This is a genomic window from Chryseobacterium sp. CH25 (assembly GCF_004119455.1).
Taxonomy (GTDB): Bacteria; Bacteroidota; Bacteroidia; order Flavobacteriales; family Weeksellaceae; genus Chryseobacterium.
Window position 1 is genome coordinate 129,413 of sequence record NZ_NRQT01000001.1, and the last position, 15,908, is coordinate 145,320.

Sequence of the window (15,908 nt, forward strand, 5' to 3'; positions counted from 1 at the left end):
TGTTTAACTTTCATACAACCAAACACGAAGGAGCGATAGTAACTGATCAATATCTACCGGTTTTGAGATATAGTCAGAAGCTCCTGCGGTAATACATTTTTCACGCTCTCCAATCATCGATTTGGCAGTAATCGCTATAATAGGCAGCTTTTTAAATGCCGGCATTTTTCTTATCACCTTAATGGTTTCATAACCATCCATTTCCGGCATCATCATATCCATCAGGATAACGTCTATATCAGGATTATTATCAATTTGTTCAAGAGCATGTTTACCATCCATAGCCACAATTACTTCAACTTTATATTTTTCCAGTGCTTTGGTTAAAGAAAAAATATTGCGAACATCATCATCAGTAATCAATATTTTCTTGCCACTCAGAACCTCCGTTAAAGATCCCAACATTCTACCTCTGTTATTTTCCGCAGACTCATTTTTTTCTTCTACCAGATGTAAAAATAGACCAACTTCATCTAAAACTCTCTGATAGGAATGGGCTGTTTTTACCACAATAGAATCTGCGTACTGTTTTATTTTAAGTTCTTCTTCTTTTGATAAATGGTGTTCAGTAAAAATAATGATGGGAAGATTTTCAAGTCCCTCATAGCTTTTGATAGATTCAATAATATGGTAATCATTATCTTTTGCAGCCCCGACATCGAGGATTACACAATCAACAAGATTTGAAGTAAGTGCTTTTACACTATCTTCTACATTATCTTCTACTGATAAGGAAATATTAAAATTACTCAGAAAATAGGATAATGCATTGGCATGCTTGGCGTTTTCCTCAACAATCAAAACTTTTTGAGGTCCTTTTTGTAGTGCTTCTTCAATTTTCCTGAATACATCAGTCATTTTATCAAGAGCTATCGGTTTATTAATAAAATCAACAGCACCTTTCATAAGGCTTTCTTTTTTTACATGAAGGGCAGACATCATATGTACAGGAATATGTTTCACCTCAGAGTTCGACTTCAGTTCATCCATCACTTCCCATCCATCTTTTACAGGAAGTTGAACATCCAGTAAGATTGCATGAGGATGATACTGCTGAGCAGCAGAAAGAGCGTAATCACCTCTTACTACCACAATTCCTTTATAATCTTGTAAATGAGCGTATTTCAGCAATGCTTTTGCAAAATTAGTATCATCTTCAATAATAAGGATTATTTTATCACCTTCCTGGATATTATCCCTATCGTCCTCCACATCATCAGGTATTTTTAAGGTATTGACCTGACCAACTTCCCCTTCATCAAGAATACTTTGAATTTCTTCAACATCTTCACGAATAATCTCGACCAGATCCTGTTCAGTTTCAGAATGAGCAATTTCAGTAACTGGATATACAGGAATAGCAAAACTGAATTCACTGCCCTTATTGATTTCACTTTCCAGCACCAATTCTCCACCTAAAAGTTTTGCAATTTCACGGCTTATTGAAAGTCCCAGACCGGTACCTCCAAATTTTCTTTTTGTAGATCCATCAGCCTGCTGGAACGCTTCAAAAATAATTTTCTGTTTATCAGTCGCGATTCCTATGCCGGTATCTTTTACCGAGAACACAATAAATTTAGGCTTTTGAGAGTGTTTTTTGATATGCAAATCAATGCTTCCTTCTGTTGTGAATTTTAAAGCATTAGACAACAGGTTTCTTAGGACCTGGTCAACTTTGAGACGATCAGTTTCTATCAATTCCTGTACGTCTGAATCAATCTGGATATTGAAAGGAAGTGCTTTCTCTTGAAATACAGGACTGAAAAGACTTTTCAGATCTTTAACAACGTCTTCAATTGCAACCTTCTGGTACTCCAGTGTCATTTTACCGGATTCTATTTTTGCCAGGTCAAGAATTTCATCTATTAAGGTCAATAAACTTGTTCCTGAACTTTGAATGACTCTTGCAGACTCCACCTGGTCTTCATTAAGGTTTTTATCCGGATTTTCTGCCATTAACCTTGATAAAAGAAGAATTGAATTAAGGGGAGTTCTCAATTCGTGGGACATATTGGCTAAGAATTCAGACTTATATTTTGTGCTGAGTGCCAGCTCCTCTACCTTTTTCTGAATTTCATTATTTCGTTCTGCAATTAAATGATTTTTTTCTTCCAGTAATCGCGATCGCTCTTCCAACTCTGCATTGGCCTGCATTAATTCTTCCTGCTGTACTTTTAACTCTTCTTCTGATGCCTGAAGTTTTTGTGTCTGGGCTTCCAATTCAGTATTGAGATTTTCAAGCTCTGAGTGCTGTACCTGTAATTCTTCAGACTGAGCCTGAGTCTCTTCCAGAAGCTGCTGCTCTTTTTCTCTTCCCTTAGCAGCATTCAGTGCTATTCCTATATTCACACAACACTCCTCAAAATAACTGATTCTGTCTTCATCAAAATTGGAGGTAGATCCCATTTCAATAACTCCTATTGCATGTCCATCTGCAAAAATAGGGATCAGAATTATTCCGTAGATCTTAATAGTGCTACTGGCAAAGGTTACGACAAAATCTTCTTCATGAAGATTGTTATATACCTGCGTTTTAGCGTTCAGAAAAGCCTGTCCTACCATTCCTTCACCCGGATCAAAAGCTCTCTTCATATTGGTTTCTAATCCAAATGCTTTATTAAGTTTTAGGATACCCTCATCAAAAAGATACAATGAACCGTTGATACAATTTCCATATTCAATCAACTGATGTAAAGCCTTACCAGAAACTTCCTGTACTGATTTATTTCCAACCAGGGATTCATTCAGTAAAGCAAGACCTTTCTGACGCCAGTCGCTCTTATTAATTTTATCAAAAGATGTTTTAAGCGATTCAGTCATGTGATTCAGGGATTCTACAAGGTCCCCAAGATCATCTTCCGAATTATCCACTGCTTTCTCGCTGTAATCACCATTGGCTACTCTATTCGCAATTTTTTGAATGGCACTTACGCGACGCGTCATTTCCTGATCTTTATCTCTCAGCATCTTCTCAAGTTCATCTCTTCTGATGAGATCCGCGCGCATTTTAAAATAGAAAAATGCAGTTACAACTACTGCCGCCAGTGCAGAAAAAACAATAAAAATCACTGTTGTTTCTGATGAACGTGTTAAATCTTTATTTTTAATTTCAACCTGACTCTCCTCATATTGTACAAAATCTTTTACAATTTTGCGGCATTCATCCATATAGGCTTTACCCGTAGTAATCTGCTGCTGAGTCATCACATTTCCTCTTCGTCTGTTCTCTACCAGATTTTTCAGATTATCCATCACCTGACTGACTGCGAGTTTTAATGCGGACAGTCTTTCCTGCTGGTTTTTATCCTGTAGTCCCAATGATTCTACCAACACCAAAGCTTTAGAATATTCTCTTACACCCCGTTTATAAGGCTCCAGAAAATCTTCTCTTCCGGTAAGCTGATACCCTCTGTTTCCCGTTTCTGCATCCAGCAGCGCCACCAGCACATCTTTCACGGCTGTCACTGAACGTCTGCTTTTGGAAAGACTTTCACGGTGGTTCATCTGATTCTGGATACTCCAGTATGAGGCCACTGAACTTGTTATTAAAATCAGAAGAGAAAGACCTATCCCGACCTGAAGATTTCTTATAATTTTTTTAGGCATGAAAATTAATTTAAAGGTAGAGTAAAATAAAAGGTAGAGCCTTCGTTTACGATACTGGAAACCCCCACACTCCCATGATGCTGCTTGATAATCTCAGCACATATAAACAATCCGATTCCCATTCCCTGGAACTGCAATGATGATTCTTCTACTCTATAGAATTTTTTAAATACAGCATCCTGTTTAAAATCAGGGATTCCAATACCAAAGTCTGTTACATTTACTCTTACTTCCTGAGCTTCTCTATCTACAAATGTTGTCACAATTACCTGATTATTGTCAGGGGAATATTTAATAGCATTTGTCAGAAAATTAATGAGTACCTGCTCAATACGAATCTCATCCAATGGAATTAAAATATCTGGTTTTGTTCCGTGGCGTTCTATTCTAACCTGTTGCTCATCATGGGTCTGTAATATCGTTTCCACCGCATTACTGATAACGTTTTCCAGGTTAACGGGCTTTTTGTTAATTTTAAGTTTGCCATTTTCAATTTTTGACACATCCAACAGATCAGTAATTAGGGTATTGAGTTTTTCAATTTGCCCCTGAACTTTAGTAACAAACCCTGCTTCCGGAGTTTCTTTATCTAGTTTCAGCTTTCTTTCCAAGAGCTGAACATATGCTTTAATACTGGTTAAAGGAGTTTTTAATTCATGGCTTGCAATACTTAAAAATTCGTCTTTTTCCTTTTCTACTTTTTTCTGATCATCAATATCAGTAAATGTTCCTACCCAGTTTTTAATATGATTTTCATCGTATACCGGAGTTATTCTCAGCAAATGGTAACGGTATTTCCCTGAGACAATATTTTTAATTCTGATTTCTAATTCCAGAGCTTTTCCTTTCTTTCTGCACCTTTCTAATTCTTCCTTTATATTCCGATCATCAGGATGTGTTTCAGGGAAACTTTGTTCATTGTCAGAATATTGGTACCATTTACCGTTCACAAAATCGACAATTCCTTCTTCATTAAGCGTAAATGCAATTTGAGGGAGAGATTCTAACATGAGATGAAAATGATCCAGCTGAGATTTCATGGTAACCTGAGATTCCCGTCGTCCTTTCACTTCAAGTTCGAGATTCTGCTGTGTTTTTTTCATGGCAATATTCTGCTCCTGAAGATTATAGAACGTTTTTACTTTAAGTAAAAGTATTTCGGGATCTACTGGTTTGGTAACGTAATCTTTAGCACCGGAAGCATAACCTTGCGTGATAAATTTTTTATCTGTATTGACTGCTGATAAAAATATAATGGGTACATCTTTCGTTTTGCTGTAATCTGAAAGAGTTTCTGCAACTTCAAAGCCGTCCATATCGGGCATCTGAACATCTAAAATGATTAAGGCATATTCATTTTTCAGCGCTTTACCAAGAGCCTCTTCACCAGAGCTGGCCGTTTCGACCTGGAAGTCCTTAGATTCAAGTAATTTTTGAAGTGAATAAAGGTTACTTTGGTTGTCATCAACAATTAAAATCATAGAAGTTAAAATCAATAATTAGTTACGGATACTTTAGCTTCAAAAATACTCACAATATTTCGAAAAACAGTAATTTTTAAAGGATAATCCTTAATAATTCCATACCACGTTTTACATGAAAAAAAATCAATGGCACAGGGATTGAAACTTCTTATAATATCTTAAGAAAAACACTCTAATTTCAAAAAAAAACAAACTATGAAAAAAACAATAAGCTGTATGAATATTGATGTGGAGATTCTTTATTCATTCGGAGGTGAAACTGTTATATATAAGCCCAAGGAGTTTATTTTCAAAGAAGGTGAACATTCTCAATATTATTTCCAGATTATAAGTGGCAAAGTAAAGCTAAACACGTTTACTGAAAACGGGAAAGAATTTATTCATAACATCCTGGGCAAAAATCAGAGTTTTGGGGACCCGTTACTTTTTATCGAAAAAATTTACCCCACCAATGCGGTAAGTTTACAGGCCACAGAAGTGGTGAGGCTGCCTAAAAATAATTTTATAGAAATGATTAAAACCCACCCTGATCTTTCTCTGGAAATGAATATTTGCTTATCGCAAAGATTATACTATAATAGTTTAATGGTACGTGATATGGCCTCAACAGATCCTATCCAGCGCCTTAAAGGATTATTGGACTACCTGAAAAGTTATCATGACGGAGACTGCCAACAGTGTTTTCATGTGGAACTTACCCGCCAGCAAATTGCTGATCTAACCGGATTGAGGGTTGAAACTGTGATCAGAACGATAAAAAAAATGGCTCATCAGGAAATAGTAAAGTTGGAAGGCCGCAGAATATTGTACTAAAATTTTGGTTTTCTTCATTTCTGTCATTTTATTGAAGACCAGCTGATCCATAAAAATAGAACATAAATATACTTTTCAAATAAAAACAATGACCGGTACCTCCCGGTACCGGTCATTGACTATTAAACTAACTTATGCATTAATTGGTTTTCTTTCTCCATTCTGCTTTTACATCTTCAGCGGCATCTTTTGTCTTTTCCCATGCATCGTCCGCCTTGTCTTTAATATCTTCCCATGCATCGGAAACATTTGATTTCACTCGGTCTAACCAATCTTCCTGTGTAGCTTCCTGATCATTCTCTCTTTTTTCATTGATATAATCTTTAGCTTTATCCGCTAATTCACTGATTTTCCATTTTGCATTATCAGCTGCATTTTTTAGAGAGTTTTCTGTTTCATTAACTGCATTTTCCGCTTTGTTGTAATCTGAATTGTTCATAATATAATATTTTAGTAATTGGTATATAAATAAACAATGTTTATACCTAAAAGAATATTTAAAATGTTAAAATATCTTAAAATATCAAATTACCTTTTAGCTATTTATTGCACATTTAAACTATTTATCTCATATTCAAAGCTATACTGAATAGATAAGATCTTATATCTTCTCCAAAAGATGACCGAAGTAATTCTTTTTCTTTATGAGATACCCTTTATTCATTTCATGAGAGTCAATTTCAAGAGGAATTCTGCTGTTGAGAATGAGATCACTGTTCTCAACAGCTTTAATTTTATCCGGATTATTAGTTAACAAGTTGATCTCTTTTATCTCTAAAATGTTTAGCATTTCAACGGCTATATCAAAATTTCTTCCGTCCGCCGGGAGTCCGAGCTGCAAATTGGCTTCAACGGTATCCAAACCTTTTTCCTGAAGTCCGTAAGCCCGAAGCTTGTTGATGATTCCAATATTTCTTCCTTCCTGACGGAGGTAGACAATCACCCCTCCTTTTTCAGACATGTATTTCATAGCAGCATCCAATTGTTGCCCGCATTCACATTTTTTGGAATGAAAAACTTCCCCTGTAATACATTCTGAATGGAAACGTACATTTACTGGTGTCGTAAAATCTGTATTGTCTGCCACCCAAACCAAATGGGGAGTCCAGTTTTCTTCACTTTCTGAAAATGCATATACAGTGAAGATGCCGTAATCTGTAGGTATTTTTGATTGAGCTTGTATTTTGAGCATTTTTTTCTTTTTTAAAGTTTATATCATTATTTAACGAACGGACTTTTTTTGTCCTGTTTTACCCATATTAATTTTGATGTATCATAACCGATTTCCTGGGCTTTGGTGATAAAAACCTGTTTTACATTCTCCGGAATAGTCTTTTCACGGGACAGAATCCAGAGATAATCTAAGTTTTTACCTGCAACCAATGCATATTTGTAATCATTCAGAGCAACTATATTATATCCGGCATAGAAAGGTCCGAAAAAACTCACTTTCAAGGCTGCAATATCTTTCTCACCTCTGAATTCAGCAGTACCAGTGACAGAAACCCATTTATTCTTTTTAAAATTATATCCGCTGTTGACTACCTTTACACTTCCATCTGCATTAAGGCTATACTGAGCCATTGCATTATCGAGGTCTTTTTCAAAACGATAATCGAATCTTGCAATTTCATACCATGTTCCTAAATAACGATTGACATCAAACTGTCCGACAGGCTGTGCTTTTTCAGGCATAGAGGAACAGGAAATCATACTATTCAACAACGCGCAGCATAGTAATACTGTAAGAATTATTCTATTTTTCATTTTCAGTTATTTTTTTAAAGAAATAAATATTGAGTAAAAACTGGCTGTAGCCATAAACAGCATCTTCTATAGGTATAGTTCCCATTCTAATGCCTAAAAAATCATTAGGATTATAATTAACAACCGGGGAAGGAATTAAAGAACCTGTCAAAATTCCATTCACTGCAAAAAAGCCGGGCATCAGAACCATATATACGAAACTGGCTTTTCCTATCCATTCTTTTTGAGCTATAAAGTGAAGATAACAAAGAGTAAGTATCGTTACAACTACCGTCAGCAAAGTGTATATTCTTTCATAATAAAGAAGTCCTACAACACCAAGAACAACGAAAGATGTAAATACAATGAGATTGTTTAAACCATCAGTCCATCCAAGAGTAAAATATTTTTCCAGGCAATAATAAGTAAAAACACAGGCGAAAGGAATACAGTAAAAAAACAGCCATTCTTCTAGGGGAAGCCCCGCTATTTTAAATCCTAAGGTATAATTAAGATCAAACCACCATACGCCTTTAGCCGTGAACCAAATATCCCAGGCAATAAAAGGAATTGCGACAATGGTGGATGAGAGCAGAAATTTCCCAAAAAGTTTATTAAACTGTATTCTTCCGTCGAAAGAAGCCAAAAAGCAGATGATGACAGTGGAAAAGTTAATCAATATGTAAGTATAAGGCATCATTTTTTATAAAAATACATTTTAAAATATTTAACAGGAACCCACAGAAAGCCAAAGCATTCTCCATCTTCTTTGCCCAGATGTTTGTGATGCTGTTTATGGGCCCGTCTTATCGCAAGGAAATAGGGATTCTTTGTTTTGGTAAAGACTTTTGCCCTCTGATGGATAAAAATGTCGTGCACAAAAAAATAGGCCATTCCGTAAAGGCTTATTCCCAGACCAATAAAAAAACAATAACTAAAATCCTGCTGTACTCCCAGGTATAATAAAGCAATAGCAGGAGTTGCAAAAATGAAGAAAAACCAATCATTTCTTTCAAGTTTCCCATCATGGCTATGATCATGATGATCCCGATGCAGGAACCACAGAAAGCCGTGCATAATATAGCGATGGATCAGCCAGGTAGCTCCTTCCATTAAAATAAATACACCTAAAACGATCATAACATTCATTTTAATGATCTTTATTATTAAAAAGGTCATTCAAAACCCTATATCTGAAATCGAAAATACTTCTGAGCTTTTCTTTTACAAATAACTGATGGGCCATTTTACCTAACATCCCCATCGGGAGTTCATAATCTACGGTGTCTTTCATGAGTACTCCATTCTCATTAGGAATAAATTCATGAAAATGATTCCAATGCTTATATGGACCTGCTTTCTGAAAGTCTGTAAAACTTTTATAGTCATCAACCTGGCTTATAATGGTCTTCCATTTCAACGGAATTCCCAGCACTGGAGAAACTGTGTAGTCTATTTCCATTCCTTTAAAAATAGGTTTATCCTTTACATCGGAAAGTACTATAAACCCCATACTCTCAGGAGTTATTTCCGATAAATTATGAGGAGATGAAAAAAAATCCCATGCTTTTTCAATACTGCAATTCAACTGTTGCTCTCTGTATAATCTGTACATCATTTATTTTTATTGATCGTTAAACATTCCAAAAAATCATTTTTAAACCGGAATTTACTGTTAGAAATAAGCAGATTTGTAACGGATATAGCTTTTGAATGCAACCAACAGCTTTTGCGAATTGGCAATTCTTATTCTTTGCTGAAGCATATTTTGTGAACTTGTTTTCTTTATTTTTTCAAAAAGGGAAAGATAATACCTGTAGGCAAGGTATACTCCGAAGATGGATGAACCCGGCAGTTTTTTAATCCCCTGCAATGCTTCTTTGAATTCTTCCTCAATCTCCTCTTCAATCCGGGTTTTTACTGTATTATCAAAGACTGACATATTCAGGGACGGGAAATACGTCCTTCCTAAAATCTGATAATCATCTTTCAGGTCCCGCAAAAAATTAACTTTCTGAAAAGCAGATCCCAATTTCATCGCAAAGGGTCTAAGCTTCTCATATTGCTGTTTATTACCTTCTGTGAATATCTGCAGGCACATCAGCCCAACTACTTCTGCAGACCCGTAGATATACTCTTTATACAGTTCTGAATTATAATCTATTTTATGAAGATCCATTTCCATACTGTGCAGAAACTGATCAATCAGATGTCTGTCAATCTTATACTGACACACCGTTTCCTGAAATGAATGCAAAATAGGATTGAGTGATATGCCATCTTCCAACGCCTCATAAGTTTCAGTCTTTAACCTCTTCAGGAGCTTTTCTTTATCATACCCATGAAAGCTATCTACAATTTCATCCGCCAGACGGACATACCCGTAAACAGCATACACTGCAGGTCTGATGGAAGGCTTCAACGCCAGTATTCCTAATGAAAAACTGGTACTGTATTTTTTTGTAGTGTACTTACTGACTTCGTAAGACAATTCATCAAACAGTTTTTTCATATTATTTTATTTTTAGTTTACTCACTTCATCTGCTACAATTTTTCCTGAAATTATTGAGGGGGGAACACCAGGTCCCGGAACCGTTAACTGCCCTGTATAAAAAAGATTCCGGAGCTTTCTGTTTTTGATCTTAGGCTTTAAAACTGCTGTCTGTGATAAAGTATTGGATAATCCGTAGGCATTACCCTGGTAAGCATTATAATCGGAAATAAAATCGCTTACACAATAGCTTCTTTTATATTCTATTCTGGAAATAAGATCCGTTTCTCCTGTATATTTTTCTATTCTATCAAGCATTTTTAGAAGATATTCTTCTCTTAAGTGCTCTTCATCATGTATTCCTGGAGCAAGAGGCAACAGCAAAAAGAGATTTTCACAGCCTTCAGGGGATACATACGGATCGGTTTTAGAAGGGCAGCAGGCATAAAAAAGCGGTTTGGCAGGCCATTTTTTATCTTTGTAAATGCAGTCTATATGATCATCAAGATCGTTCTCAAAGAACAGTGTATGATGTTTTAAATGAGGGATCTTCCCTTTTACCCCGAGGTAATAAATGAGACAGGATGGAGCAAAAGTTCTCGTTTTCCAATATTCTTCATCATAATTCCTAAGTACCTTTGGGATTAAAGTTTCTGTATGATGGTAATCTGATGAGGCGATTACGGCATCAAATTCATATGTTTCATCATTTACTGTTATGGAAGATACCCTTTCGTTTTTTGTATTGATTTTTTGTACTTCGCGATTAAAATGAAAGATTACCCCTTGTCTTTCCGCCACTTCCTTCATTGCAAGAACAAGCTGATAAAAACCACCCATAGGATATTTTGTTCCCAAAACATACCCTCCGTAATTCATCAGACTGTAAAGAGCCGGAATACGTTGCGGGGAAGCTCCAAGAAATATAACAGGAAATTCCATCAGAGATCTTAGTTTGGAATCAGTAAAATAACCTGAAACGTATTTTCTGAAATTACTTAAAAGATCAAGTTGTACTGCACTTCGCCCTATTTTTAAAGAAGCAAATTCCAGCCAGTTATAACAAGGCTTTGTTACAAATTCTTTCATTCCTACCTGATATTTAAATTGGGCAGACTTCATAAACTCATCATATTGCGTAGCCGATCCTGGTTCTATTTTTTCAAATAGTTTCCGGATATCTTCATTTTTTTCAGGAATAGAAATTTTTTCTTCTGAAAAAACCATCTCAAACTGAGGATCCAAAGAAACAAGATTAAAGAAATCGGATACTTTACAGCCAAAATCATTGAAAAAACTTTCGATAATATCAGGCATCCAGTACCAGCTTGGTCCCATATCAAACACATATCCTTCTTTTGTCTTAAACTGTCTTGCCCGTCCTCCTGGCTGCTGATGCTTTTCAAATACATGTACTTCATTTCCAGATTTTGCAGCATATGCGGCAGCAGAAAGCCCGGAAAATCCAGAACCGATCACAGCAATTTTCTTTCTTAAGCTTCCAGTATTCATTGTTATTTATTTAATAGTTTTTCAGATAGTTTTATCTGTTTCATTAATTCATTTTTTTATACACAACATCCAGCAAATCATTAGAATCCATTTGCATCCGATAAAAAGAATCATGAAATTCATCAAGTTTAGAGAGGATAGAGATGAGCAGCATCTGTTCAGAGTAGTTCAGATTTCCCACTACCACTTTTGAAGCTTTACGGATCTCATCCATGTGTTCATGCAGTATGGCTTGCCCCTTCTCAGTGATCTGAATATATTTGATTCTTCTATCTTTATGATAGGTGGTCTGCTCAGCCCAGCCATTAAGGATTAAGCGGTTAATAATAAGAATCCCGGAAGATTTTTCACTCACATTATGCCGTATGAGTTCCATTTTAGACATCGCTCCCCTAGTCTTCAGGCTTATCAGATAAATAAAGTCGTCCTGGCTTGAGAAAACGGAATTACCAATTGACCGGGAGTAGGTTTTTGCATACCTCCCCATTCTTATCAATAAAGTATTGATAACGCTATCTGAGCTTCTTCCCAATTCCTTCCCTACCCAATCCGGATTTTCTTTCTCATAAGAAAACGTTGAAGAAGCATTGATCCATTCTGTAAATCCCTGAAGATCGTTACTATATAGTACTTTATCTTCATTCTGTTCCATAAATTGCTGAACAAATCCAACAACTTCTTTTATAAGATCAAAATTCATATAAAATAAATTAGTACACAAATATACTTATTTAAGTTTATAAATATACTTTTATTTACTCTATTTTTATTTAGAAAATGATAATTAAGTGTTTAAAACTTTTAAAGAAAGTAAGAAAATACAATAAAAAAACTGCCTTTAAAAAGGCAGTTTAAGAAAGTATATTTTATCAATTAACACTAATTTATAAACGAACTTAAACGTATTTTTATTCTAAAATTGATAATATTCATTCAAGATATATTCTCAATAATACAATAGACTATTTCTGCAGTGTTTTTCTTCCACAAGAGAATAACCTCTACAAAAACAAAATTCTGACCATAATGATATACAGTAAAAAAGTTTCTTAATACGAATTGCATCAAATATTTAACCTTTGAAGTGAAGCACTGATTTTAGTTAGACCTGCTAAAACTATTTCTGATCAACTCATGCACATCAGAGAGTTTGTAATATAATTTACCACTTATTGTATAATACGGCAACTTTTTGTCGGACCGGTATCGCTGTAATGATCTTGAACTGATTTTAAGCAGCTGTAAAACATCCTGATTATCCAGGAGCTGTTCTCCATCAATGCTGTTTAATGCGCTTTGATTTTCTTTTACTTTTTCACTTAGGATATCAAATCTTGTCATAATTCTCTGCATCCATAGTATAAATTCTGTTCTGTCAATATTCATGATATTTTTTTTAGTGAAGCAAAGTTTATTCTTCCCAACGAAATTATTTCGGTAGGTCATCGTAACTACCGAAAGATTTATGACTACAAAAACAAGTTTACTGATCCGAATCTGTAAATAGCTGATCAAGATGATCATTTAAAAGCTGAAGGAACTTGGTCCTGTTAATTTTCCTGCTTTTGATTTCGTGAAGGGTTTTATAAAAATTTCCCAGATTAACATTCAGTGATTTTTCGCTGAAGCGTATTACCTCACTGAACTCTATATTTCCGCCATTGAAACATCGTGTCTGATGAAGGGCATATAAAAGTTCTACCAAACCAGACTTTGAAGAAGACCAATATAAGGGGGATTTGTCATTCACTTTTTCATAAACATATCCTTCAGTTTCATTGATAGATTTCAGGAGATATTTTTCCAAAAGGTCATTGGCAAGAATCTGAGCAATTAAGTGATCATGGGAGGTCGCAAATTTTTCATCGTAGTTATATAATCCTGATTCAAGCTTTGTTTTAAGGTCAAACTGATTCCTGACAAAATATTTCTGATCCAGAAATGCTGCTTTTCTTCGATAGTATTCATAAAAATCAATATGCTGCTGATAAAAATCTTTAAGCGCTTCCAGTTCACAACTGTAATATTCTTTAAGATTTAGCTGTCCTGCATTTGGTTTCGCTGCCTCAATTGATAAAAGGTTTGAATAATAAATAAAACGGGCAATAAAAAAGGGCTTTATCTCCTTAAAGAAATATATTTCATCTGCTACAGATGAAAATTCAAGTTCGCTTACTCTTGACTTGATGAACCGTATAGCTGTATCAATTTCCATTAATGATTTTTCACAGCACCCTATTCTATCTTCAGGAGTGGTTAATTCAATCATTTCTAATTTTTCAAGCAGTTCTTCTTGTAATTTTTTACACTTTTTAAAAAACAGTTGTACTTCCATATTTTTACATAAAAAGTACAAAAATTAAACGAGCCTTCTTTTTTCATCAGTCGTTACTACTACATTTTCAACCCGTTACTTTTATCAATTTCTATTTTCTGGATAAACTCCACGGGGCTCATCGATGTCATTTCAAGAAATAATTTAGAAAAGTTGGATCTATTTGAGAAGCCGCATTCTTTAGAAATATCATCAATTGCATATTTTCGCCAATGCTGATCATGAGTAAGCATTTCTTTTGCGTAGATAATCCTTAACCGGTTAATATAAGCATTAAAATTGCATCCTTTATGTTCATTAATTATTGCAGATAGATAAGCTGTATTGGTTTTTAGTTTCTTAGCCAGCTGATTTTGTGTCAGTCCCTTTTCAAGATAAAAATTCTTTTCTTCCATCTGCTGCAGCTTACTTAAAACATCTTCAACCAATTTTTCTGGTACTTTTAAAGATTTGGGAAGACTGGATTCATTAGAATCATCAATTGTTGTCTGATCATCTACCTTTTCTCTTCTTCTCTTCTTCCTTGCCATATAATAGTCTATTACAAAGAATACTAGAATACTGCTAGCTGAAACTGCTACTATTACTAAAATGTAGTAGGTTTTATTTTCTAATTTTTTACGTGATTCCACAAGATCTTTTGTATCATATTCTTTATGAATCTTAGTGGAGAGATACTTAAAATCTGTGGATAATATTTTATCAAATTTCAGTAATTGGGTGGTATAGTAAAGTTCTTTTTTAGAATCTGCTTCATGCCTGTAATAATCAATAAGCAGTTCATATGTTTCTCTGGTCGCTGGTAATACAAAATTATTTTTCTGGAATATTGAATCCACTTTTTTGAGTACATCAATGCCCTGCACATTTTTTTTAGTTCTCAGCAGAATTTTACCTTTTAAAAAATAAATTACAGAAGCGTTTGTAAAATCATTTGCTTTTTCAATAGCTCCCAATGCCGTGTTAAAATCTGCCAGTGCTTCTTCATCATTATTTTTAAGATAGCCTAAGATGGCTTTAAGTTTATAAAAATAACTTCGTTCCAGATCAAAATTTTTATCATTAGCAGACTCCTGAAGACCTTCAGAGACCAATTCTTCTGCCTCCTTATAACGCGATAAAAATATAAGACATATCCCCATCTGATTAAGACTGTTCAAATATCCTCTCTTTCTGTTATGGCGCAGATTGGGAAGGGTTTCCGGTGTATCCTGTTTATTATAGTACCCCTTACATTTCGAAAAAATCTTATAGGCTTCTTCATAATATCCCAGGTAACTTTTAACTATCCCTATATGATACAGATTCTTATAATGCAGGTAAGAATCTTTGGAATTCTTCAGATAATCCCAAGCTTTTATATATTCATCCAGGGCTTTCTGATATTTCCGTAAGGTAAAATAATAAATACTTCCTTTGGTTAAATAGGCATTCCCTATTAAATCATGATTTTCTGACTGAATAGCGGCTCCTAATATACTGTCTGCGTAGACCAGCTTATTATTCTTACTGAAGTAAACCGCATCCCTATAAGCTTGTGAAAGTTCCTTATAGTTCCTATCCTTTTTTGCCTTTTTAATATAGGGATTTATAAATTCCATAGCACGGTGATCATTTTCTTCTAAATTATCATACCGTGCCCTATAGTCTGAAAACTTCTGACCATTCATTAAAATACCAATACATACGAAAATAAATATTGCTTTTTTCAAAATGGAAAAAGTTTTATTAATATTTTTTTATAATTCAGTGAATATTATTCAAAAGTAAGCAAAATCATACAACAATTCTTTTATTTCATAAACAAGAGAATTAAACACAATAAAATAAATATTATAAAATACTTATTTACAAGCATATACAATCATAATTCCACCTTGACTCAATTTACAAAACATAACCTCATTTTTTATAAATCAG

15 protein-coding genes are annotated in these 15,908 nt (G+C 34.6%); 1 reads left to right on the plus strand and 14 read right to left on the minus strand.

Annotated features, from left to right (window positions below; all coding sequences use genetic code 11):
* Positions 1-3: 3 nt before the first annotated feature.
* A complete protein-coding gene (locus tag BOQ64_RS00590; RefSeq protein WP_129056938.1) occupies positions 4-3,606 on the minus strand; it encodes a response regulator in 3,603 nt (1,200 codons plus the stop codon).
* Between the two features lie 5 nt (positions 3,607-3,611).
* Positions 3,612-5,087 carry a response regulator gene (locus BOQ64_RS00595; protein WP_129056936.1) on the minus strand — a complete coding sequence of 492 codons (1,476 nt, stop codon included), beginning with the start codon at positions 5,085-5,087 and terminating at the stop codon, positions 3,612-3,614.
* A 198-nt stretch (positions 5,088-5,285) separates the two neighbouring features.
* On the opposite strand from BOQ64_RS00595, the gene BOQ64_RS00600 reads away from it, so the two are divergent.
* Entirely contained in the window at positions 5,286-5,903 is a 618-nt protein-coding gene (locus BOQ64_RS00600; protein WP_228448023.1) for a Crp/Fnr family transcriptional regulator, read from the plus strand.
* Between the two features lie 139 nt (positions 5,904-6,042).
* Here the strand turns inward: BOQ64_RS00600 and BOQ64_RS00605 are convergent, their stop codons facing one another.
* From BOQ64_RS00605 to BOQ64_RS00660, 12 genes are all read right to left on the minus strand, one after another.
* The gene (locus BOQ64_RS00605) at positions 6,043-6,342 is read right to left on the minus strand and encodes a hypothetical protein (protein WP_129056934.1); all 300 of its coding nucleotides are present in this window, start codon (positions 6,340-6,342) and stop codon (positions 6,043-6,045) included.
* A gap of 162 nt (positions 6,343-6,504) precedes the next feature.
* Positions 6,505-7,095, minus strand: a complete 591-nt coding sequence (gene ribA, locus BOQ64_RS00610) for a GTP cyclohydrolase II (protein ID WP_129056933.1) — start codon at positions 7,093-7,095, stop codon at positions 6,505-6,507.
* Positions 7,096-7,121: 26 nt separating this feature from the next.
* On the minus strand, positions 7,122-7,670 hold the full coding sequence (locus BOQ64_RS00615) for a lipocalin family protein (protein ID WP_129056931.1): 549 nt from the start codon (positions 7,668-7,670) through the stop codon (positions 7,122-7,124).
* Positions 7,660-8,349, minus strand: coding sequence for a lycopene cyclase domain-containing protein (locus BOQ64_RS00620; protein ID WP_129056929.1), 690 nt, complete (start codon positions 8,347-8,349; stop codon positions 7,660-7,662). Before BOQ64_RS00620 ends, BOQ64_RS00615 begins: the two co-directional genes overlap by 11 nt.
* Positions 8,346-8,798, minus strand: coding sequence for a sterol desaturase family protein (locus tag BOQ64_RS00625; protein ID WP_129056927.1), 453 nt, complete (start codon positions 8,796-8,798; stop codon positions 8,346-8,348). Before BOQ64_RS00625 ends, BOQ64_RS00620 begins: the two co-directional genes overlap by 4 nt.
* A gap of 1 nt (position 8,799) precedes the next feature.
* Positions 8,800-9,267 carry an SRPBCC family protein gene (locus BOQ64_RS00630; protein WP_129056925.1) on the minus strand — a complete coding sequence of 156 codons (468 nt, stop codon included), beginning with the start codon at positions 9,265-9,267 and terminating at the stop codon, positions 8,800-8,802.
* A gap of 57 nt (positions 9,268-9,324) precedes the next feature.
* Entirely contained in the window at positions 9,325-10,161 is an 837-nt protein-coding gene (locus BOQ64_RS00635; RefSeq protein ID WP_129056923.1) for a phytoene/squalene synthase family protein, read from the minus strand.
* Between the two features lies 1 nt (position 10,162).
* Entirely contained in the window at positions 10,163-11,653 is a 1,491-nt protein-coding gene (locus BOQ64_RS00640) for a phytoene desaturase family protein (protein ID WP_129056921.1), read from the minus strand.
* Between the two features lie 43 nt (positions 11,654-11,696).
* Positions 11,697-12,353 carry a MarR family winged helix-turn-helix transcriptional regulator gene (locus tag BOQ64_RS00645; RefSeq protein WP_129056919.1) on the minus strand — a complete coding sequence of 219 codons (657 nt, stop codon included), beginning with the start codon at positions 12,351-12,353 and terminating at the stop codon, positions 11,697-11,699.
* A gap of 398 nt (positions 12,354-12,751) precedes the next feature.
* Positions 12,752-13,039, minus strand: a complete 288-nt coding sequence (locus BOQ64_RS00650; RefSeq protein WP_129056917.1) for a helix-turn-helix domain-containing protein — start codon at positions 13,037-13,039, stop codon at positions 12,752-12,754.
* Between the two features lie 97 nt (positions 13,040-13,136).
* Complete coding sequence (locus BOQ64_RS00655) at positions 13,137-13,988, minus strand: RteC domain-containing protein (RefSeq protein WP_129056915.1); 852 nt, start codon at positions 13,986-13,988, stop codon at positions 13,137-13,139.
* A gap of 59 nt (positions 13,989-14,047) precedes the next feature.
* Entirely contained in the window at positions 14,048-15,700 is a 1,653-nt protein-coding gene (locus BOQ64_RS00660; RefSeq protein WP_129056914.1) for a helix-turn-helix domain-containing protein, read from the minus strand.
* Between the last annotated feature and the right edge of the window lie 208 nt (positions 15,701-15,908).

Coding starts and splice junctions, on each gene's coding strand:
- BOQ64_RS00590 (WP_129056938.1), bottom strand. CDS start 3,606: ATGCCTAAAAAAATTATAAGAAATCTTCAGGTCGGGATAGGTCTTTCT.
- BOQ64_RS00595 (WP_129056936.1), bottom strand. CDS start 5,087: ATGATTTTAATTGTTGATGACAACCAAAGTAACCTTTATTCACTTCAA.
- BOQ64_RS00600 (WP_228448023.1), top strand. CDS start 5,286: ATGAAAAAAACAATAAGCTGTATGAATATTGATGTGGAGATTCTTTAT.
- BOQ64_RS00605 (WP_129056934.1), bottom strand. CDS start 6,342: ATGAACAATTCAGATTACAACAAAGCGGAAAATGCAGTTAATGAAACA.
- ribA (WP_129056933.1), bottom strand. CDS start 7,095: ATGCTCAAAATACAAGCTCAATCAAAAATACCTACAGATTACGGCATC.
- BOQ64_RS00615 (WP_129056931.1), bottom strand. CDS start 7,670: ATGAAAAATAGAATAATTCTTACAGTATTACTATGCTGCGCGTTGTTG.
- BOQ64_RS00620 (WP_129056929.1), bottom strand. CDS start 8,349: ATGATGCCTTATACTTACATATTGATTAACTTTTCCACTGTCATCATC.
- BOQ64_RS00625 (WP_129056927.1), bottom strand. CDS start 8,798: ATGAATGTTATGATCGTTTTAGGTGTATTTATTTTAATGGAAGGAGCT.
- BOQ64_RS00630 (WP_129056925.1), bottom strand. CDS start 9,267: ATGATGTACAGATTATACAGAGAGCAACAGTTGAATTGCAGTATTGAA.
- BOQ64_RS00635 (WP_129056923.1), bottom strand. CDS start 10,161: ATGAAAAAACTGTTTGATGAATTGTCTTACGAAGTCAGTAAGTACACT.
- BOQ64_RS00640 (WP_129056921.1), bottom strand. CDS start 11,653: ATGAATACTGGAAGCTTAAGAAAGAAAATTGCTGTGATCGGTTCTGGA.
- BOQ64_RS00645 (WP_129056919.1), bottom strand. CDS start 12,353: ATGAATTTTGATCTTATAAAAGAAGTTGTTGGATTTGTTCAGCAATTT.
- BOQ64_RS00650 (WP_129056917.1), bottom strand. CDS start 13,039: ATGAATATTGACAGAACAGAATTTATACTATGGATGCAGAGAATTATG.
- BOQ64_RS00655 (WP_129056915.1), bottom strand. CDS start 13,988: ATGGAAGTACAACTGTTTTTTAAAAAGTGTAAAAAATTACAAGAAGAA.